Below are 17,726 nucleotides of genomic sequence, written 5' to 3'. Positions count from 1 at the left end.
CTACACCGTGCAGTGTAGTTAAGCGAGGGGTCACTAGAATCGGCGCATGCCTCCGGTCGAGACCAAACCGCTTCGCGCAGGATCCGCGGCCAAGCGCTCCGCCATCCTCCTGGCCGCCCGAGACCTCTTCATGACCGAGGGCTTCGAGCGCACGAGCGTCGACGCCGTGGCGGCCGCCGCCGGGGTGTCGAAACGGACGATCTACGACTACTTCGGCGACAAGAGCACGATCCTGCTCCGAGTCGTCGAGTCGGCCGCGGCCTCCCTCCTGGCCTCGGTGACGGAGGCGGCCGACGAAGAGCTGGGGCCGGTCTCCGAGGCTCCCGAGACGCTCGAGGCGAGCCTCATCCGGTTCGTCGCGCGGATCTCCGACACCACGATGGGCTCCGACGCGTACAGCTCGCTGCGGCGCCTGGTGTCGACCGAGGCAGCCCACCTGCCGGTGCTCCGCGACCAGTGGGACACCCGCGAGCCCGAGACCCTGCTGGCCGAGTACTTCACGACGTTCGAGCGCATCGGGCTCCTGCGCCTTGCGAAGCCGCTCACGGCGGCCGACCATTTCGGAGCGCTGACGTTCCGCCTCCTTCAAGACGAGGCCGACGCTCCGAAGGCGCGTCGCCACGAGATCGTCGCCGACGGGGTGCAGGCGTTCCTCCGCGCCTACCGCCCGTGACCCCGTTCGTTCGTCGTGCTCGACTCGCCGCTCACGTCCGGTCGAAGCCGTCATGTGCGCACCGCGAACGACCGACGGCGCGCGGCGATGGAGCCAAAACCGGCCCGGCGCGACTACCCTCGTAAACGATGACCGAGCACGACCACTCCGACAACGACGCGCACGGTGGCCCGACCAGCCACCCCGTGCCCGCGAGCCTGACCGCACCGATCGTGCCGACGGGCGCTTCGTCGACCGCGCACTTCGACCCGGTGAGCCTCCGCCCCGCGATCGACGCCGGTTCGCTCGAGGGTCGGCTCGCCGAACTCGGAGCCAGCCGCAGCACCGCCGCCCTCGGCGAGCGCGCCGACCTGCTGCGCATGCTCGGCCGACTCGACGAGGCTCTGGCCATCTCCGAGGAGGCGTTCCGCCTCGCTCACTTCACCGGTGACCGGGCCGACTCCACCGCCGCCCGCATCCGTCGCGCCTACGTCTTCAAAGAGCAGGGCCGCCTCGAGCGGGCCCTGAACGACCTGCACACCAGCCGCATCAGCGCAGCCACCGAGGAGTGGCACGAGCTCGAGGCCGCGGCCGCCGAGCTCGAGGGCTACACGCTCTACGACCTCGGTCGCTACGACGAGGCGCGCACCTCCCTGACCGCCGCCCTGGCCGCGTACGAGAAGGCCGGCGCACCGGCCGAGCGCACCAACGGGCTGCGGGTCGCGATCGAAGGGGTCATGCGCGCGATCCTGCAGGGCTCCGCTCCCGAGCCCCTCGTCGATTCCACGTCAGACGCGGCCGACGCGGCCGACGGCGACGAGGTCGACGACGCTCGCGAGCCCATGGTCACCCCGGTCGTCGTCGACGCGCCCGGCACCCTCGGCACCGAGACGGCCGTCGAAGCGGAGGCCGACGACGCCGACGACGGAGACACCAACCCCACGCCCCTGTTCCGCACCACCGGCTCGCCCGCCTTCCTCGGCGCCCCGGAACAAGCGCCGGAGGCACCCGCCCGCCTCGATCCCGCCGCCGCTCGCCTCGACCCCGACGCGGCCTCCGACGAGCCCGTGCCCGACGCCGCGTCGATCGGAGTCGAGACGCAGGCCATCGCCGTGCCGCACGCCACCGCCCCGGGCCGCTCGCGCCGCTCGGTCGACGACGAAGACCGCAACGAAGACGACGAGCCGCAGGCCACCGGCTTCGACGCCGAGGTCAACCGGGCCCGGAAGGCCGCTCGCAGCATCTGGGGCGCGTTCGACGCGTCGAACCAGAAGACGCCCCCGTCCGACCGCTCGTAGCGGGTCGGGCGTGGCGGAACTCGACCGCGTGCGGCAGTGGGCCGACGCGCTCATCTCGCTCCATCTCGATCCTGCCGTCTGGAACTTCGCCTTCGACAACGCCAAGACGCGCGCGGGGCTCTGCGACTACACGAAGCACCGCATCACCGTGTCACGGCACCTGGCCGGGCGATACGACGACGACGAGATCCACCAGGTGCTGCTGCACGAGGTCGCTCACGCGATCGCAGGATCGAAGGCGGGTCACGGGCCGCGCTGGCGCACCGTCGCGCGCGAGCTCGGCTACGTCGGGGGCCGACTGCACGACGGCGCCATCGCGTCCGAGCTGGCTCCGTGGATCGGGCGCTGCCCGGCCGGGCACGAGCACTACCGGTACCGGACGCCCCTGCGACCGCTGGCCTGCGGCCGCTGCGCGAAGCGGTACGACGCCGCCAACCTGATCTCCTGGAGCCGTCGCCCCGCCTGACGTCCCGTCGTCCGGCCCCGCCCGTCGCGCCGCCGGCCCCACCCCGGCCCCACCTCGTGCTCCCCGGCCCCCGCCCCGGCCCCACCTCGCGCTCCCCGGCCCCGCCCCGGCCCCGGCCCCGGCAGAAATCGAAGGGGATTTTCGCCCGGACGGCCTCCGATCCCCATGAACACGCTGCCCGCGCGAAAATCCCCTTCGATTTCCGGCGGCAGCTCCCCGCTAGGCTGGTTACATGCCTCAGGGGAACTGGTTCCGCTCCGACAGCGGAACACGCTGGTTCTTCGACGCGGGCGCCCCGAGCCTCGACTTCGCCTACCTCGGCGGGTTCCCGGACGACGCATTCGGGCCCGCCAGCGGGCTGCCCGGCGCGGGATGGGACGGCCTGCTGCTCCCCGCCGACCTCGGCGACTGGCTCTCCGAGCGCTACGAGGGCCTCGGCTCCGCCCCGACCGAGCGCGAGCTGCTCGACGCGCGGTCCCTGCGCGACGCGATCGCCCGCCTGGCTCTGTGCGCGGCGGACGGCCACACTCCCGACACCCGCGACGTCGACCTGCTCAACCTCTATGCGGCGACCCCCGACGTACCGCCTTCGCTCGCGGGCGGAAGCCGCCAGGCGGGCGCGGGGCGCCTACGGGTCGGCCAGGCGATGTCGTCCGTCGCACGCGACGCCGTCACGCTGTTCTCGACGGTCGGCTTCCTCGGCGAGGCCGATCGCCGGATCAAGAGGTGCGCTGCCGACGACTGCGGCCTCGTCTTCCACGACGACTCCCGGGCCGGCAGCCGTCGCTGGTGCTCCATGCCGAAGTGCGGCAACCGGGCCAAGGTCCGCGCGCACCGGGCTCGAGCCGCCGCAACGCGTTTCCCGGACAACTAGACGCGCCGCGGCCGGTCGAATTGTCCGGGAAACGCGTTGCGGCAGCAAGCGAGCGACACACCCGGGCTGCAACACTTTTTCTCGTAATGAGAATTACTGCTACAGTGGAGCCATGACATACACGATGGCAACTCGGATCGGGCCCGGCTACGTCACCACCCCGACGTTCGAATCCATGCTCTTCCCGGCCGGCGAAGCGCACATCAAGGTCATCAACGAGAACGACCACAAGGGCCCTCTCACCGAGACCTTCACCCTCATCGGCACCGACGCGAACGACCTGATCATGCTGGGCATGTGGGCCGACGCCGTCCGCCAGCGTGGCGCCCGCAGCGTCGCGTTCATCCCGTACCTCCCCGGAGCACGGCAGGATCGCGGTCTCCCGTTCGGAGCGAAGGTCTACGCCGACATCATCAACGGCTTCCACCTCGACCAGGTCGTCGCCTTCGACCCGCACTCGCCCGTGATCGTCGGGCTGATCGACAACCTGACCGTGGTCGACTCGGCCCAGCTCGTGCGGCGCCACGTCGTCGGCCGCGCCGACAGCGACGTCAGGCCGCAGCGCTACGCCGGCATCATCGCCCCCGACAAGGGTGCCGTGGCCCGCGCCCAAGCGGTCGCGACCATCGCCCACCTCCCCCTCTACCGGGCGGAGAAGCACCGCAACCCCGACACCGGCAAGCTGGGCGGGTTCACCTGCGAAGAACTTCCCGAGACCGGCCGCTTCCTGGTCGTCGACGACATCTGCGACGGCGGCGGAACGTTCATGGGCCTGGCCGAGGCGACCGGCCTCCCGAGGGAGCGCCTCGGCCTCTACGTCAGCCACGGCGTCTTCTCGGGCCGCGCACCGGCTCTCGCCGAGCACTTCGGAGAAGTCGTCACCACCGATTCGTACGAGGCCCAGAACGAGATCCCCGGCCTCATCACCATCCCCCTCGAAAGCTACCTGACAGGAGCACTCCAGTGACGTCCACCATCACCCCGCGCATCACCACCGCCAGCCCGATCGCGGCGCTCCTCACCACCGACGGCTACAAGCAGAGCCACCGCCAGCTCTACCCGGCCGGCACCACGCGCATCCTGATCAACTGGACCAACCGCAGCAACAAGCTGCTGCCCGGGTCCAGCCACGCGGTCGTCTTCGGCCTCCAGGCGTTCGCGCAGAGCTACCTCACCGAGGCCTGGGCGCCGTTCTTCGAGGCCGACGTCGACGAGGTCTGCGACCTCTTCGAGAAGGCGCTGCTCGGCTACTTCGGTCCGAACGAGATCGGGTCCGACCACGTGCGGGCCCTCCACGACCTCGGCTACCTGCCGCTGCGCGTCAAGGCCCTTCCCGAGGGCACGCTCGCCCCGATCGGCGTGGCGACGCTCACCGTCGAGAACACACACGACGCGTTCTTCTGGCTGCCGAACTACATCGAGACGGCGCTGTCGGCCAGCATCTGGCACCCGTCGACCGTCGCGACGATCGCGCTCGAATACCGCGATCTGATGGAGGCGTGGGCCGAGAAGACGGGCGCGGATCCTGCGACCGTCGACTTCCAGGCGCACGACTTCTCGATGCGCGGACAGGCCTCGATCGAGTCGGCTGCCGCGTCGAGCGCCGGTCACCTGCTCTCCTTCCTCGGCACCGACTCGATGCCGACCTTCGACTTCATCGACCGCTACTACCCCGGCGACAACGGCTGGGTGGCGGCCTCGGTGCCGGCCACCGAGCACTCGGTGATGTGCATCCGCGGCGAGCAGGGCGAACTCGAGACCTTCGAGCAGATCCTCGACACCTACCCGACCGGCATCGTGTCGGCGGTCAGCGACGGCTACGACCTGTTCAAGGTGGTCACCGAGGTGCTTCCGGCCCTTCGCGACCGGATCCTGGGGCGCGACGGACGCCTCGTGATCCGGCCCGACTCGGGTGACCCCGTCGACATCGTGACCGGCGAGCTGTTCGGCGACACGCTGGCCGAGCTGTCGGACACCGACCGCGCCGCGCGCACGCCCGCCGAGAAGGGCGTCGTCGAGCTGCTCGACGAGGAGTTCGGCCACACCGTCAACGACAAGGGCTACAAGGTGCTCGACACCCACGTCGGCGTCATCTACGGCGACAGCATCACGCTCGACCGGGCCCGCCGCATCTTCGAGCGGCTCGAGGCGAAGGGCTACTCGTCGCAGAACGTCGTGCTCGGCGTCGGGTCGTACACGTACCAGTACCTCACCCGCGACAACCTCGGCAGCGCCGTCAAGGCGACCTGGGCGCTCGTCGACGGGGTGCCGGTCGACATCCAGAAAGACCCGAAGACCGGCGGCGCCGGCAAGAAGAGCGCCAAGGGCAGGATCGCGCTCCACCTCGACGCGACCGGAGAGATCGTCCAGACCGACCAGGTGTCACCGGCCGACGAAGCGGACAGCCTGCTGCAGACCGTCTGGGAGGACGGAGCGTTCATGAGGCTGCAGTCGTTCGCCGATGTCCGCGCCACTCTCCGCGACGCCAGGGCCGCCAGGGCCGCTCGCACCCCGCACACCGAGGGCTGAGACCGTGCCTGATCTCGTCCGAGACCAGCCCCTCATCGCCATCGACGTGGTCCCGCTCGCCTTCGACCGCGTCGCGGGCCTGCTGATCGGCACGGCTACCCGGGCTTTCGATCCGTTCGCCGGATCGGAGGCCCTGCCGGGCGTGCTTCTCGGGCCGTCCGAGCTGCTCGTGGCGGCGGCGTCGCGGGCGCTCGACGCGAAAGCGGGCATCAGGGCGGCCGAAGTGCGTCACCTCGCCCAGCTCGGAGCCTTCGACGGCCCGGGGCGCGACCCGCGCAGCCGGGCGATCAGCGTCGCCTTCGTCGCTGTCACCGGTCCCGACGCCGGCTCGGCGACCCTGTGGACACCCGCGGCCTCGGGCGCCCTCGACCTCCCGTTCGACCACGACGCGATCATCGCCGTCGCGCGGGAGCACGTCCGCACCCGGCTCTGGTCCGACGTCCCCCTGACCCGCGCCCTCACCGGCGACACCTTCTCGACCGCGGCCGGCAGCGCCCTCGAGGCGGAGCTGACGGGGCTGAAGCCGCACGCGGGCAACTTCCACCGGGGCCTCTCGAAGCACCCCGGGCTGGAGCGACTCGACTCGACGGCCGCGACGGGCGGGCGCCCGGCGACCAGCTGGCGCTGGCGGTAGCGCTGCTCCTGCCTCTGCGCCTTGCCTCCTCGGCCCCTTACCGGGCTGCCGTAAAACGTTTTGCGGACAATGAGACGCGCCGCGGCGCGTTGAAGTGTCCGTAAAACGCGTTGCGGCACAAGGCAACGGGCAACGGGCACGGGGCAACAGGCGGCTAGCGCCGCGGCAGGCGCGGCACGGCGGCCAGGAGCTTCCGCGTGTAGGGGTGCTCGGGCGCCGCGAGCAGGGCGGCCGTCGGCCCCTGTTCGACGACGCGTCCGCGCTCGAGCACGAGGGTCCGTTCGCAGAGGGCGGCGACCGTTCCGAGGTCGTGGGAGACGACCACCACTGTCAGCCCGCCGATCGAGAGCGACGACAGGAGCTCGACGATCCGCACCCGGGTCGAGAGGTCGAGCGCGCTGACCGGTTCGTCCGCGACGAGCAGCTGAGGCCGCGGAACGATGGCGCGGGCGATGGCGATGCGCTGGCGCTGGCCGCCGGAGAACTCGTGCGGGTAGCGCTCCGCGGCGTCGGCGGGCAGGCCGACGGCCTCCAGAGCGGATGCGACCCTGGTCCGCGTCTCGGAGCCCGTCGTCGACAGGTGGAGGGATCGGAGGGGCTCCGAGACGATCCTGCCCACGTTCTGCCGCGGATCGAGCGACGAGTAGGGGTCTTGGAAGACCGCCTGGGCGAAGGTGCGGTGGCGCCGCAGCGCGGCTCGGTCGCCGGCGTCGAACGGCACGCCGTCGGTGTCGATGCCGCCGGTCGTCGGCCGGGTGAGGCCCAGCAGGAGCCGCAGCAGGGTCGTCTTGCCGGCGCCGGACTCGCCGACGATGCCGAGGTTCTGGCCCCGGTCGACCGTGAACGACACGTTTTCGAGCGCAGGATCACGCCGGTACGTGTATCCGAGGTCGCGCACCTCGAGCAGCGGCGCGGTCACGAGACCCTCCCCGGGTTGTCGAGCGCGTCGTCCAGCACGCGGGCTCCCGCCACGAGCGCGCGGGTGTACTCGCTCCCCGGGGTCGCGATGAGCGCGCGGAGCGACCCGCGGTCGACGACGCGCCCCTGCCGGAGGACGACGACGTCGTCGGCCACCTGCGACACGACGGCGAGGTCGTGGCTGATGAACAGCAGCGACGTGTCGCGTTCGGCCACCACCCGGTCGAGCAGCTCGAGGATCTCGGCCTGGACGCTGACGTCGAGCGCGGTCGTGGGTTCGTCGGCGATCAGCAGTTTCGGGCGCGCAGCGAGCGCGATGGCGATGGCGACGCGCTGGCGCTGGCCGCCGGAGATCTCGTGCGGGTACGCGTTCGCGATGCGCGCAGGATCGGGGAGGCTCACCTCGCGAAGCGCCTCCAGCACGCGCTCGGGGATCTCGGTGCGGCCTGGCTTCGAGCCCTGCCGGGCCGCGGTGCGTCGCACCGGCTCCGCGACCTGCCGGCCGACCCGCATCAGCGGGTCGAGGAGGTGAGCGGCTCCTGGAACACGATCGCGACCTCGGTGCCCCGCAGCGCGACCCGGGAGCGCTCGGCGGCGCCGACCATCTCGCGCCCGGAGAGACGGACCGAGCCGCTCGGCACCAGGGCGTCGGGCAGCAGCCCGAGCACGGCCAGCGCCGTCAGCGACTTTCCGCTGCCGGATTCACCGATCACGCCGAGCCGCTGTCCGGGTGCGATGGCGAACGAGAAGTCGTCGACGAGAGCAGAGCCGTCGGGCCCCGCGATCGTGAGGTTCCGGACGACGAGGCCGTCGCTGCCGCTGGTCGCGGCCGTGTCGCTCACGAGCGCCTCCTGCGCGTCGGGTCGCCGACGTCGCGGAGCCCGTCGGCGACGAGGTTGACGCCGATCACGAGCACGACGAGCAGGACCCCGGGGGCGATCGCGCCGATCGGGGCGACGAGCACGGTGCCCTGCGCCTGCTGGAGGATGCTTCCCCACGAGGCGTTCGGCGGCGGGCTGCCCAGGCCGAGGTACGAGAGGCTGGCCTCGGCGAGGACGGCGAGACCGAACTGCAGGGCCAGGTTCACCACGACCGTCGGCCAGATGTTGGGCAGCACGTGCTGCACGACGAGTCCGGGCCAGCGCGTTCCGGACACCCGCGCGGCCGTGATGTAGTCGAGCGAGAGCACGCGCTTGGCCAGGATCCGGGTCAGACGCGCGACCACGGCGCTCATGGCGAGCCCGATCGCCAGGATCGCGGACCCCAGGGACGCCCCGCTGGCCGCCACGACCAGCATCGCCACGAGCAGCGTGGGGAACGCGATGAGGACGTCGAGCACGGCCGACAGCCCGTCGTCGAGCCAGCGCTGCGCGAACGCCGAGGCCAATCCGAGGAGGAGGCCGATCACCCCGCCGAGCACGACGGATCCTGCCCCGACCTCGAGCGCGATGCGCGCACCGATGATGAGCTGCGTCAGCAGGTCTCGGCCGAGCTTGTCGGTGCCCGCCCAGTGTGCGGCCGACGGCGGCGCGAGGCGTCCGCCGGAGATGTCCTCCGGCGAGTACGGCAGCCAGACGAACGAGACCAGCGCGGTCACGAGGATGATGCCGACGAGCACGACGCCGATCCAGAGCGTCGCGGACCGCCGCCGGCCGGTCGTCCGGTTCGCGACCCGGACCACCGGTGGCAGGCTCGCGACGTCGCCGCTCATGCTCTGGCCGCCCGACGTCGTCCGGACGCGAAGCGGTTGCCGTTGACGCTGGCGCGGAGCCGCGGGTCGACGAGGCGCTGGACGAAGTCGGCCAGGAACCCGACGACGAGCACGACGAAGGTACTCACGAACAGGACGCCCTGAATGTCGGGGTAGTCGTGCTGCGCGATCGACGTGAGCAGCATGCTGCCGAGCCCGGGCAGCGCGAACACGCTCTCGACGACGACCGCCCCGAGGAAGGTGGTCGCCAGCTCGATGCCCAGGATCGAGATGACCGGCACCGAGGCGTTTCGCAGCCCGTGACGCCACATGGCTTCGGCGAATCCGGCGCCGAGGGCCCGCGACGACCGGAGGTAGTCGCTGTCGAGGACGTCGAGGACGGCGCTCCGGACGTAGCGCGTGACCGATGCCGACATCACGAGCGCCACGGTCACGACCGGCAGCGCCAGCGACTGCAGCGCCGCGCCGGGGTCGGCCCAGTCGTCCTGCGGGAAACCTCCGGCCGGAAGCACCTTGAGCGTCAGCGCGAAGAGCGTGACCAGCAGGACGCCGATCCAGAAGACCGGCACCGCGATCCCCAGCTGCGAGATGGCCGAGAGCAGGATCCCGTACCAGCGGTGCGACTTGTAGGCGGCGACGAATCCGACCGGCACCGCGATGATCACCGCGAGCACGAAGGCCATCAGTGTCAGCGGCACCGTCACGACGAGTCGCTGCACGATCTCGGGACCCACCGGGAGCCCGGAGATGTACGAGGTGCCGAGGTCGAGACGGGCGAGCTGTCCGAACCAGCGGAAGAACTGGGCGACCAGCGGCAGGTTCTCACCGACGTGCTCGCGGGCCGCCGCGATCTGCTCCTTCGTTGCGCCGACCGACAGCAGAGCGTTCGCCGGGTCGCCCGGCAGCAGCCGGAGGAGGACGAACAGCACGATCGACGCCAGCACCAGGGTGATGACGAGGAACGCGAACCGTCGGATCAGATACGAGACCATCGGGTGCGACGGTACCTACTTCTTGACGATGTCGTAGGCGTAGAACTGCGAGTTCAGGCCGTTGACCGGGTAGCCGGAGAGCTTCGACGAGGCGACGACGATCTGCGGGTAGAGGTACAGCCAGTCGCTGGCCGCGTCGTCGGCGATCTGCGTGTTGACCTTCTTGAGCAGAGCGGTCTGGCCGGCGGTGGTCTGCGCCTCCTCGGCCTCCTTCACCCAGGCGGTGACCTTCGGGTTGTCGTAGCCCCAGTAGAAGTCGGGGTTGCCGTAGAACACGACGTCACGGTCGTTGACGTGCTCCTGCATCGTCGCCTCGAAGTCGTGCGCCTGGTAGACCTTCGAGTACCAGGTGTCGGGCGTGATGATGTTGATCTTCACCGTGATGCCGACCTTCGCGAGGTCGCTCTTGATGATCTGAGCGGCGGCGGGGTGCGGGTCGTAGTTCGGTGTGTCGAGGGTGAAGGTGAAGCCCTTGGCGTAGCCGGCCTCGGCCAGCTCCTTCTTGGCGAGTGTCACGTCGTACGGGTTGACCTTCGTGAGGTTCTCGTACCAGGGGTCGGTCGGCGGCACCATGGAACCGATCAGCGTGCCGTACTTCCCCCAGATCGACGCGAGCAGCTTCTTGTTGTCGATGGCGGAGGTGATCGCCTTTCGGACCTCCACCTTGTCGAACGGCGCGACCTTGTCGTTGAACGCGAGCAGGAGCTTGGTCGTCGATTTGCCGTCGGTGACCTTGTACGACGCGTTGCCGGTGAACTGGGTCAGCGCGTCGGGGCTCTGCTCGCTCGTGACGACGTCGACCGCGTTGGTCAGCAGCGCGTTGTTCAGAGCGGTGGCGTCGGAGTAGTAGTGGAAGACCACGCCGGCGTTCTTCGCCGGCGTGCCCCAGTACTTCGAAGAGCGGTCCAGGCTGAGCGACGAGCCGTGCTTCCAGGTGCCGAGCTCGTAGGGACCGGTGCCGTCTTCGGACGTCTTGAGGTTCTTCGCCGAGTGATCGATGATCCAGACGTAGCTGAGGTTGTAGGGCAGCGAGATGGATCGGCTGGAGAGATGCACGACGACGGTCGCGTCATCGGGGGTGTCGATGCTCTTGATGACGGTGAGGCTCGATTTGCGGGCCGACTGCGAATCAGCGGCCGTGACCTTGTCGATGCTGTACTTCACGTCTTTCGAGGTGAGCTTGTCGCCGGAGTGGAAGGTGACGCCCGAGCGCAGCGTGAACGTGTAGGTGAGTCCGTCGGACGACTTCGTGTAGCTGCTGGCGAGGAGGTTCTGGACCTTGCCGGAGTCGGTCAGACGGAACAGACCCTCGTAGACGTTGCCGTTCAGGGCTTCGGTGACGCCCTGGCCGCCGCCGGCGGTGTTGTCGAGGTTCTGCGGCTCGTAGACCGATCCGATGTTGATCGTCGCGCTCACGGGCTTCGTCGGGCTGGTCGACGTGCCGGAGCAGGCCGCCAGAGCCAGGGCTGCGACGAGGGCGACGCCTGTGGCGAGGCCGAGTTTCTTCTTCACGGGTTGGGACTCCTGGGGATGGTCTGCGGCCGGTCGAGCAGGGAGGCGACCGGCGCACGGTGCTGCGGAAGGGACTAGTGGATGCTGAAGCCGTCGGTCAGCACGAGATCGCGCTCACCGGCTTCGACAGGACCGCGGAAGCGATTCTGAACGGGTGGGAGGGGACAGTTGTACTGCTCGGAGAAGCCGCAGGGCGGCACGAAGGCCTTGTTGAAGTCGAGCACCACGGGGCCGGCGTCGACGAAACCGGTGCCGGACGACGGGCGCTCCACGAAGAGGAAGCGGCCGGACCCGTAGGTGGTCGTCTCGGGATCCTGCGCGCCGTTGGTCGCGTCGCCGAACACGAGCAGCAGCACGCCGCCGTCGTCGAACGCGCTCAGGCGGTAGTCGACGCCGTCGCGGGAGAACGTGATGTCGCCGGGCACGACGAGGTCGCGCGACGAGCCGTTGTCTCGGATGTGCTCGAACGGGATGGTGCGATCGGCCGAGACGGGTGTGAACTCGGCATCGATGACCCAGCCGGGGTCGAAGTCGAACAGCGAGATGGTGTCGAAGTGCTGGATCGCGGCCGACGCGCTGTCCCAGAGCCGGATGCCGTGCTCGGGCCGCCCGTCGTCGAGGTTGCTCCGCGTCAGGCGGGTGACCGTCACTGTCGCCGGCTGGCCCGCGAGCGCCTCGGCGTCGCTGATCTCGGTGCCGTCGGGGAGCCAGCGCGTCTCGATCAGGGCGAGGTTGCCCTGCGGGGCGGCGACTCCGGCCAGGCGCGACTTGCGCCACGCGTCGCGGGTCGCTGCGGCGCGTTCCACCGAGGTGGGCAGGGTTTCGGGCATGATTCCATGCTTTCGCTCGGGCGGCGCTCTGCCTAATCCGGATTACGGAGTGTGACCAGGGCTCGGGCCGCAACACGTTTCCCGGACAATGAGACCGGTCGCGGCCGGTTGAATTGTCCGGGAAACGTGTTGCGGCAGAAGGTAGACGAAGAGGGCTACTCGACGACCGAGACCTCTTTCCAGAAGGCGACGTAGCCCGAGTAGTCCTTGCCGACGCGGTCGAACGACGTCGGGTAGGGGGTCGGGTAGCTCCACGCGCGGTCCTGGAGGCCGTTGACGGCGAAGTACTGCGCTTCGCCCTTCCACGGGCACGTGTAGGGGGTGTCGGTCTTCTCGAGGAGGGCATCGTTGACGCTCGCCGGCGGGAAGTACCAGTTGCCCTCGATCTTGATCAGGTCGGACTCGGGGGCCTCGGCCACCACGGTCCCGTCGCTCAGTACAGCCTTCATGATTCCTCCACAGGGTTGATCTACGAGGGCGAACGCTACGCCGGGGCGCTGAATTCCCGGAGGACGGCGACGGAGGCGGGATGCGCTGCCCGCTGAGCCCTGGCATCCTGCGCGCCTTCCCCGGAGCGCCTGGCGGAGGTCGACGCGGTGAGCAGGTGCCCGGTCGCCCGACGGAGGCTCTGCCAGCTCGCGCAGGCGGCTGCAGCCTCGGGGCTGGACGAGTCGATGCCGGCCTCGGCGAGCGCGTCGACGACGGCGCCTGCTGCGAGGTGGTCTTCGACGGCGGTCCGGAAGCCGTCCGCGTCGACGGACCCGGCGCCCACGAGAGCGATGATGCAGCGGTCGCCGAGCCGCTCCTGGAGACGCAGGATCACCGACGCCGCGTCGGCAGCGGAGGCCTCGGTCGCGCAGAGCACGGCTGGTGCTGCGGCACCGCCGGATGCCGTCGCCTGGGCGATCCCCGCCGCCAGCTGGGCGGCCGACGCGTCGCCGTGTCCGTCGAGTTCGTCGACCACGACGACGGCGTGGACACCGTGCGCGATGCGCTTCGCGCCCGCTTCGCCCCACTCGAACCTCACCTGGTAGCGGCCCTGGTCGCGGAACTCCTGCATGCCCCCACGATATCGAGGGGTGGTGTGGTCACAACCCGCAACCCCACCGGCACTCGCGCGCTCTCCGCGCCGAGCAACCCGCAACCCCACCGGCACGCGCGCGCTCTCCGCGCAGAGCAACCCGCAACCCACCGGCACGCGCCGCCCGCTGTGCGGGTTGGGAGGCGCTCTCCGCGCCGAGCGATCCGCGCAGCGGGTACAAACACCGTGCGGGTTGGGAGGCGCTCTCCGCGCCGAGCGATCCGCGCAGCGGGTACAAACACCGTGCGGGTTGGGAGGCGCTCTCCGCGCCGAGCGATCCGCGCAGCGGGTAGGAATGAACGATGCATGTGCAGTTGAAGGTCGTTCTCGCCGCCTCCCCCGCGGTCGTCCGCGACGCGCTCGCGAACCCTGCGGTCATGGTGGCGGTGACCACGCCGCTTCTGGTCTACCGCTCGGAGGAGCTCGACGGCTTTCCCCGCCGCTGGTCGGATTCCGCGCAGCGGGTCAGCGCGCGGATCCTCGGCGTCTTCCCGCTCGGCCGCACGCACGTCTCCCTGCGCTGGTACCGGGTCGGCGACGCGGACGTGCAGGAGGACACCGGTCGCGGCATCGCCGGCACCTTCGCCCTGCTGCGCATCCGCCACCGCATGGCGGTCTCGCCGGCGCCGCACGCCTCCGGGCTCCCCCGCGGCACCCTACTCCGCGACCGCATGGAGTTCCACGCCGGGCCGCTCACTCCGCTGCTCTGGCCCGGCCTGTGGCTCGTCTGGCAGTGGCGCGGCTTCCGGCTGAGGCAGCTCGCCCCCACGTGGACGCGTCGTCGCTAACGCCGCCGTTCACGATCCCGGCACGCCTCCGCCGCTGCGACTGCCGCCCAGGTCGCCGGGGGCAGGATCACGACGCTCGACTCGGAGAGACGGCGCGGTACCAGCGGGGCTGCAGCCATCGAGGCACGCCGAAGAAGATCAAGACGAGGAAGCAGGCGCCGGCGATCCCCCCGAGCGCGAAGACGATGAACCCGACGACGGCAGCCGGGGTGTCGATCAGCGCGCCGAAGATTCCGCCGGCCAGGATCGCGAGACCGACGAACAGCAGCGGAAAGACAACGTCGGCCCGCACGCGCCCCGACCACGACCGCCAGACGCCCGTGTACGCCCCGAGCCCGAGCGCGGTGAGCACCGCCCCGCCTGCGATCAGTACCCACGTCATCGGACTGGTTCCTTCCACACGTGGTGCACGGAGGAGACGGAGGAGCTCTTCGTGGCCGCCTCCGGCACCCCGTCAGTTCTCGGGCTGGCTGTCGACCTTGATGTCGACGTGGTAGTCGGTGCCCTTCACCTGCGAGATGGTGACGACGCTGTCGTACTTGGTGGAATCGCCCTTGGCCCCGACGTCGCAGTGCAGCTTGGTGCCGTCGACGAGGTCGACGCGACCTGAGCCGCAGTCGATGACGGGGCGCTGGCCGATCTGCTTCTCGAGGGCGTCGGCGGCGCCCTTGGCGACGTTGCTCGCGGGAACCGTGACCGTGGCCTTGACGCTGCAACCCGTCAGGCCGAGCACGACGAAGGCTCCTGCCAGGACGGCTCCGGCCAGTTGGATTTTCTGCATCGGTTCCCTTCCCCTCGGGCACAACCCCTGCGCCGCGCCCACCAGTCAACCATCCCGGGGCCGCTGTCCCCTCCGCGGCCGACTTTCCTCCTCGCGAGCGTCGGCGTAGGGTCGAAGCGGCTGGTGTTCGGCTGGGGGAGTTGTACAAGGGGAGTTCCATGAGCTGGTTCAGCGTGTCGCCGGAAGACCTCGGCAGGACCGCGACTGCCGTCGAGAGCGATATCTCGGGCATTGCCGACGCGGGCGCGAAGGCCGACGGGGCACTGTCCGCCGCGGCAGGATCCGTCGGCGCAGCGAACGTCGTCGCGGCCCTCGAGTCGTTCGCATCGGCGCGGCGCACCGTCGTCCCGGGGCTCGCCGACTTCGTGCGCTCGTGCGCCACAGCCGCCAGGCAGATCGCCGCCACCCACGTCGAGGGCGACTCGGACATGGCCGCGCAGACCTCCGCCACCGCACACGGACTGGGGATGGACTGATGCCGAGCCTGGTCGACTCCGCGTCGCTCCCCCGCATAGCCGCCGATTCGGGCGCGATCCGGCAGGCCGCCCTCGACCTGCGCACCGCCGCGGCCGAGGTCCACCAGGAGGTCTCGAGCGCCGCGAAGAGCTGGCAGGGCGTCGATGCCGCCTACTCCTCGCCGTTCTCCTTCACCCTGGTCCTGGCCATGGGAACGCAGCCGGCTGTCGCCGACGCCTACCGCGAAAGCGTCGACACCGTCGCTGCGGCACTTCTGACCTTCGCCGACGCGGTCGACACGGCGAAGGCCTCCTCTCCGACCTGGGTGACAAGGCCGACGTGCTGGGAGCCTCCGTGAAGACGTTCCACGCCGAGAACCCGACCGAGAGCTGGTCGACCGACTTCGCCCTGGTCAACCGCAACCTGCTGCTCCAGGTCCAGGTGCAGTCGACCGTCGACGGCCTCGACGAGGCGGCGCGCGTCTGCGCGGCGACAATCACGGCCATCGACTCGACGTCGCACTCGTCGTCCTCGTCGTCGACGTCGACGGGTTCCTCGTCGCACGGCAGCAGCTCGACCACGACCGATGCCTCGGGCAAGACCACCAGTCAGGCTTCGGGTTCGGCGCAGTGGGGCGCCGAGGCGAAGGCCAGCGGTTCCGCGTCGAACGACTACGGCAGCGTCTCGGGCAAGTCCGACGCATTCGCCGGCACGCAGGCCGGCGGCGGGGCCAGCGCTTCGAGCGGCCCGGACGGCGTCACGTCCGAGGCCTACGGCAACGCGATGGCCGGCGGGAAGGCCTCGGCCAGCGGCCAGGCCGAGACGCAGTGGTTCGGCACTCTCGCGGCCGGGGCATCGGCGTTCGGCGGCGCCAAGAGCTCCGGCACGGCCAAGGCGTACGCCACGAAGTACGACGGCCTCTACGCCGGGGCGCAGGGTGACGCCGAGGCCGGCGCCGATGCAGAAGCGCACGCGACCTACACGGACGGCGTCCAATCTCTCACCGGGACGGCCGACGCCAAGGCGGGAGCCTGGGCCGACGGGGACGCGCACGCGGGAGTGGGCCCGAACGGTCTCAGCGCGAAGCTGGGCGGCAGCGCCTACGCCGGAGCGAAGGCCGGCGTGTCGCTCGAGTCCGACACCATGGGGCTGAAGCTCGGCGTCTCTCCCGACGTCCGGGCCGGCGTCGGCGGCGAGGTCGGTGCCGAGGTGAAGGTCGGCTGGGAGGAGATCGGCGCCCACGCCGACCTCGGAGCAGCCCTCGGCGTCGGTGCCGGAGTCAAGATCGACGTCTCGATCAGTCCGGAAGAATTCGTCGACGACCTGCAGAAAGTCCTGCCCTTCTCATGAACGATCTCCACACCCGTGTCTTCGTCGAAGCCCCCGAGCCGTGGGAGGTCGTGCCGCTCGACGGTGCCGAGCTCGCCGTCGCCGCGCCGGAGACCCCGGGCGCGTACCGCCCGAACGTCGTCGTCACGATCACGCCGACTCGCGGCCTGCTGCCGTTCGAGCGCGTCGTCGTGTCGGCCGGGCACCGCCTCCAGGAGCTCCCCGAGTACGTCGAGATCGGCCACGAGGCGATCACGCTGCTGGGTGGCCCCGGTTACCGCTTCGAGGGCAGCTACCGGCACCCCGAGCTCGGCACCCTCTTCCAGGCCCTCTCCGTGACGGTGGTGCCGCGCGGCGCCGTGACCGAGGTGGTCGAGATCACGGGATCCTGCTCGGCCAGCGAGGCGCTGACCCAGGTGCCGGTGATCCGTGACATCGTGGCGAGTGCGCGAACCGACCTCCCAGGAGACACCGATGCCCAGTAACCTGACCGACGTCACCGAGGCCCTTCTCGCCCTCAACGACGACCCGAGGATCCCGTTCACGGTCAGCCGCCGAGACGACGGCAAGATCGTCGCAGAGTGGACCTACGTCAACACCAGCTCCGACAACAAGACGTACCGCCTCACGATCACCCCGTTGCCGGAGACGAACGAGTACAAGGCGTCGTCGCTCACGGTGGAGGGCGCAGGCAGCGCGGGCGCACCCGTCGCCGGCACCTGGAAGTTCTCGACCTCGGCCGTGACGACGCCGGTCTACGCCGTGCTGACGGAGCACGGCTGGGAGCGCAAGAAGAGCTTTCTCGGGAAGCTCTTCTCCTGAGCGCCCCTGGGCGATGCGCCTGTGGTCCTGCGCGTCCACTGTCGTCTCGCGGA

At 70.4% G+C, this 17,726-nt stretch carries 24 protein-coding genes; 13 read left to right on the top strand and 11 right to left on the bottom strand.

The features are described from left to right. Positions 1-46 precede the first annotated feature (46 nt). From QUE79_RS05995 to QUE79_RS05965, 7 genes are all read left to right on the top strand, one after another. Positions 47-673 (top strand): TetR family transcriptional regulator, encoded by a 627-nt coding sequence (locus QUE79_RS05995; RefSeq protein WP_286345878.1) that lies wholly within the window; start codon positions 47-49, stop codon positions 671-673. Between the two features lie 128 nt (positions 674-801). After that, complete coding sequence (locus QUE79_RS05990; RefSeq protein ID WP_286345877.1) at positions 802-1,950, top strand: tetratricopeptide repeat protein; 1,149 nt, start codon at positions 802-804, stop codon at positions 1,948-1,950. A gap of 10 nt (positions 1,951-1,960) precedes the next feature. Continuing rightward, a complete protein-coding gene (locus QUE79_RS05985; RefSeq protein WP_286345876.1) occupies positions 1,961-2,416 on the top strand; it encodes a SprT-like domain-containing protein in 456 nt (151 codons plus the stop codon). Between the two features lie 232 nt (positions 2,417-2,648). Further along, positions 2,649-3,290 (top strand): CGNR zinc finger domain-containing protein, encoded by a 642-nt coding sequence (locus tag QUE79_RS05980; RefSeq protein WP_286345875.1) that lies wholly within the window; start codon positions 2,649-2,651, stop codon positions 3,288-3,290. A 112-nt stretch (positions 3,291-3,402) separates the two neighbouring features. Continuing rightward, the gene (locus tag QUE79_RS05975) at positions 3,403-4,257 is read left to right on the top strand and encodes a ribose-phosphate diphosphokinase (RefSeq protein WP_286345874.1); all 855 of its coding nucleotides are present in this window, start codon (positions 3,403-3,405) and stop codon (positions 4,255-4,257) included. Then, positions 4,254-5,819: a nicotinate phosphoribosyltransferase gene (locus tag QUE79_RS05970; protein WP_286345873.1), complete on the top strand. Its 1,566-nt coding sequence runs from the start codon at positions 4,254-4,256 to the stop codon at positions 5,817-5,819. The genes QUE79_RS05975 and QUE79_RS05970 overlap by 4 nt, the downstream gene beginning before the upstream one ends. Before the next feature lie 4 nt (positions 5,820-5,823). Continuing rightward, the gene (locus QUE79_RS05965; RefSeq protein ID WP_286345872.1) at positions 5,824-6,453 is read left to right on the top strand and encodes an NUDIX hydrolase; all 630 of its coding nucleotides are present in this window, start codon (positions 5,824-5,826) and stop codon (positions 6,451-6,453) included. Positions 6,454-6,607: 154 nt separating this feature from the next. On the opposite strand, the gene QUE79_RS05960 is transcribed toward QUE79_RS05965, so the two are convergent. The 9 genes from QUE79_RS05960 to QUE79_RS05925 all read right to left on the bottom strand — a co-directional run bounded on the left by QUE79_RS05960 (position 6,608) and on the right by QUE79_RS05925 (position 13,476). Further along, entirely contained in the window at positions 6,608-7,372 is a 765-nt protein-coding gene (locus QUE79_RS05960; RefSeq protein WP_286345871.1) for an ABC transporter ATP-binding protein, read from the bottom strand. Next, a complete protein-coding gene (locus QUE79_RS25280) occupies positions 7,369-7,854 on the bottom strand; it encodes an ATP-binding cassette domain-containing protein (RefSeq protein ID WP_350271648.1) in 486 nt (161 codons plus the stop codon). The genes QUE79_RS05960 and QUE79_RS25280 overlap by 4 nt, the downstream gene beginning before the upstream one ends. Positions 7,855-7,883: 29 nt before the next feature. Next, the gene (locus tag QUE79_RS25275; RefSeq protein ID WP_350271647.1) at positions 7,884-8,213 is read right to left on the bottom strand and encodes an ATP-binding cassette domain-containing protein; all 330 of its coding nucleotides are present in this window, start codon (positions 8,211-8,213) and stop codon (positions 7,884-7,886) included. Then, positions 8,210-9,082, bottom strand: a complete 873-nt coding sequence (locus QUE79_RS05950; RefSeq protein ID WP_286345870.1) for an ABC transporter permease — start codon at positions 9,080-9,082, stop codon at positions 8,210-8,212. Before QUE79_RS05950 ends, QUE79_RS25275 begins: the two co-directional genes overlap by 4 nt. After that, positions 9,079-10,074, bottom strand: coding sequence for an ABC transporter permease (locus tag QUE79_RS05945; RefSeq protein WP_286345869.1), 996 nt, complete (start codon positions 10,072-10,074; stop codon positions 9,079-9,081). The genes QUE79_RS05950 and QUE79_RS05945 overlap by 4 nt, the downstream gene beginning before the upstream one ends. A 15-nt stretch (positions 10,075-10,089) precedes the next feature. After that, positions 10,090-11,586: an ABC transporter substrate-binding protein gene (locus QUE79_RS05940; RefSeq protein WP_286345868.1), complete on the bottom strand. Its 1,497-nt coding sequence runs from the start codon at positions 11,584-11,586 to the stop codon at positions 10,090-10,092. 74 nt (positions 11,587-11,660) lie between these two features. Then, a complete protein-coding gene (locus QUE79_RS05935; protein ID WP_286345867.1) occupies positions 11,661-12,416 on the bottom strand; it encodes a DUF1684 domain-containing protein in 756 nt (251 codons plus the stop codon). 155 nt (positions 12,417-12,571) lie between these two features. After that, the gene (locus tag QUE79_RS05930; protein ID WP_286345866.1) at positions 12,572-12,865 is read right to left on the bottom strand and encodes a DUF427 domain-containing protein; all 294 of its coding nucleotides are present in this window, start codon (positions 12,863-12,865) and stop codon (positions 12,572-12,574) included. 35 nt (positions 12,866-12,900) lie between these two features. Then, positions 12,901-13,476: a hypothetical protein gene (locus QUE79_RS05925; protein WP_286345865.1), complete on the bottom strand. Its 576-nt coding sequence runs from the start codon at positions 13,474-13,476 to the stop codon at positions 12,901-12,903. 323 nt (positions 13,477-13,799) lie between these two features. Here QUE79_RS05925 and QUE79_RS05920 point away from each other — a divergent pair, with 323 nt between their 5' ends. Then, a complete protein-coding gene (locus QUE79_RS05920; protein WP_286345864.1) occupies positions 13,800-14,285 on the top strand; it encodes a hypothetical protein in 486 nt (161 codons plus the stop codon). 67 nt (positions 14,286-14,352) lie between these two features. Here QUE79_RS05920 and QUE79_RS05915 read toward each other — a convergent pair whose 3' ends face one another. Together QUE79_RS05915 and QUE79_RS05910 are read right to left on the bottom strand one after the other, a co-directional pair. Further along, positions 14,353-14,667 carry a hypothetical protein gene (locus QUE79_RS05915; protein ID WP_286345863.1) on the bottom strand — a complete coding sequence of 105 codons (315 nt, stop codon included), beginning with the start codon at positions 14,665-14,667 and terminating at the stop codon, positions 14,353-14,355. A gap of 72 nt (positions 14,668-14,739) precedes the next feature. Then, entirely contained in the window at positions 14,740-15,066 is a 327-nt protein-coding gene (locus QUE79_RS05910; RefSeq protein ID WP_286345862.1) for a hypothetical protein, read from the bottom strand. A 158-nt stretch (positions 15,067-15,224) separates the two neighbouring features. On the opposite strand from QUE79_RS05910, the gene QUE79_RS05905 reads away from it, so the two are divergent. The 5 genes from QUE79_RS05905 to QUE79_RS05885 are packed head-to-tail and all read left to right on the top strand — an operon-like array spanning position 15,225 to position 17,673. Continuing rightward, positions 15,225-15,542, top strand: coding sequence for a DUF6507 family protein (locus tag QUE79_RS05905; RefSeq protein WP_286345861.1), 318 nt, complete (start codon positions 15,225-15,227; stop codon positions 15,540-15,542). After that, on the top strand, positions 15,542-15,880 hold the full coding sequence (locus QUE79_RS05900; protein ID WP_286345860.1) for a hypothetical protein: 339 nt from the start codon (positions 15,542-15,544) through the stop codon (positions 15,878-15,880). The genes QUE79_RS05905 and QUE79_RS05900 overlap by 1 nt, the downstream gene beginning before the upstream one ends. After that, a complete protein-coding gene (locus QUE79_RS05895) occupies positions 15,877-16,872 on the top strand; it encodes a hypothetical protein (RefSeq protein ID WP_286345859.1) in 996 nt (331 codons plus the stop codon). Before QUE79_RS05900 ends, QUE79_RS05895 begins: the two co-directional genes overlap by 4 nt. Beyond that, positions 16,869-17,336: an LpqN/LpqT family lipoprotein gene (locus tag QUE79_RS05890; RefSeq protein ID WP_286345858.1), complete on the top strand. Its 468-nt coding sequence runs from the start codon at positions 16,869-16,871 to the stop codon at positions 17,334-17,336. The genes QUE79_RS05895 and QUE79_RS05890 overlap by 4 nt, the downstream gene beginning before the upstream one ends. Continuing rightward, positions 17,326-17,673 (top strand): hypothetical protein, encoded by a 348-nt coding sequence (locus QUE79_RS05885; protein WP_286345857.1) that lies wholly within the window; start codon positions 17,326-17,328, stop codon positions 17,671-17,673. The genes QUE79_RS05890 and QUE79_RS05885 overlap by 11 nt, the downstream gene beginning before the upstream one ends. Positions 17,674-17,726: the final 53 nt, after the last annotated feature.

This window comes from Frondihabitans sucicola (assembly GCF_030296615.1).
GTDB classification, from domain to species: Bacteria; Actinomycetota; Actinomycetes; order Actinomycetales; family Microbacteriaceae; genus Frondihabitans; species Frondihabitans sucicola.
This window is presented reverse-complemented; position numbering and strand designations above follow the sequence as displayed.

Bases quoted from the DNA above. Each gene is read 5' to 3' on its own strand.
- QUE79_RS05995 (WP_286345878.1), top strand. From the start codon at position 47: ATGCCTCCGGTCGAGACCAAACCGCTTCGCGCAGGATCCGCGGCCAAG.
- QUE79_RS05990 (WP_286345877.1), top strand. From the start codon at position 802: ATGACCGAGCACGACCACTCCGACAACGACGCGCACGGTGGCCCGACC.
- QUE79_RS05980 (WP_286345875.1), top strand. From the start codon at position 2,649: ATGCCTCAGGGGAACTGGTTCCGCTCCGACAGCGGAACACGCTGGTTC.
- QUE79_RS05975 (WP_286345874.1), top strand. From the start codon at position 3,403: ATGACATACACGATGGCAACTCGGATCGGGCCCGGCTACGTCACCACC.
- QUE79_RS05950 (WP_286345870.1), bottom strand. From the start codon at position 9,082: ATGAGCGGCGACGTCGCGAGCCTGCCACCGGTGGTCCGGGTCGCGAAC.
- QUE79_RS05945 (WP_286345869.1), bottom strand. From the start codon at position 10,074: ATGGTCTCGTATCTGATCCGACGGTTCGCGTTCCTCGTCATCACCCTG.
- QUE79_RS05935 (WP_286345867.1), bottom strand. From the start codon at position 12,416: ATGCCCGAAACCCTGCCCACCTCGGTGGAACGCGCCGCAGCGACCCGC.
- QUE79_RS05930 (WP_286345866.1), bottom strand. From the start codon at position 12,865: ATGAAGGCTGTACTGAGCGACGGGACCGTGGTGGCCGAGGCCCCCGAG.
- QUE79_RS05925 (WP_286345865.1), bottom strand. From the start codon at position 13,476: ATGCAGGAGTTCCGCGACCAGGGCCGCTACCAGGTGAGGTTCGAGTGG.
- QUE79_RS05920 (WP_286345864.1), top strand. From the start codon at position 13,800: ATGCATGTGCAGTTGAAGGTCGTTCTCGCCGCCTCCCCCGCGGTCGTC.
- QUE79_RS05915 (WP_286345863.1), bottom strand. From the start codon at position 14,667: ATGACGTGGGTACTGATCGCAGGCGGGGCGGTGCTCACCGCGCTCGGG.
- QUE79_RS05910 (WP_286345862.1), bottom strand. From the start codon at position 15,066: ATGCAGAAAATCCAACTGGCCGGAGCCGTCCTGGCAGGAGCCTTCGTC.
- QUE79_RS05905 (WP_286345861.1), top strand. From the start codon at position 15,225: ATGAGCTGGTTCAGCGTGTCGCCGGAAGACCTCGGCAGGACCGCGACT.
- QUE79_RS05900 (WP_286345860.1), top strand. From the start codon at position 15,542: ATGCCGAGCCTGGTCGACTCCGCGTCGCTCCCCCGCATAGCCGCCGAT.
- QUE79_RS05890 (WP_286345858.1), top strand. From the start codon at position 16,869: ATGAACGATCTCCACACCCGTGTCTTCGTCGAAGCCCCCGAGCCGTGG.
- QUE79_RS05885 (WP_286345857.1), top strand. From the start codon at position 17,326: ATGCCCAGTAACCTGACCGACGTCACCGAGGCCCTTCTCGCCCTCAAC.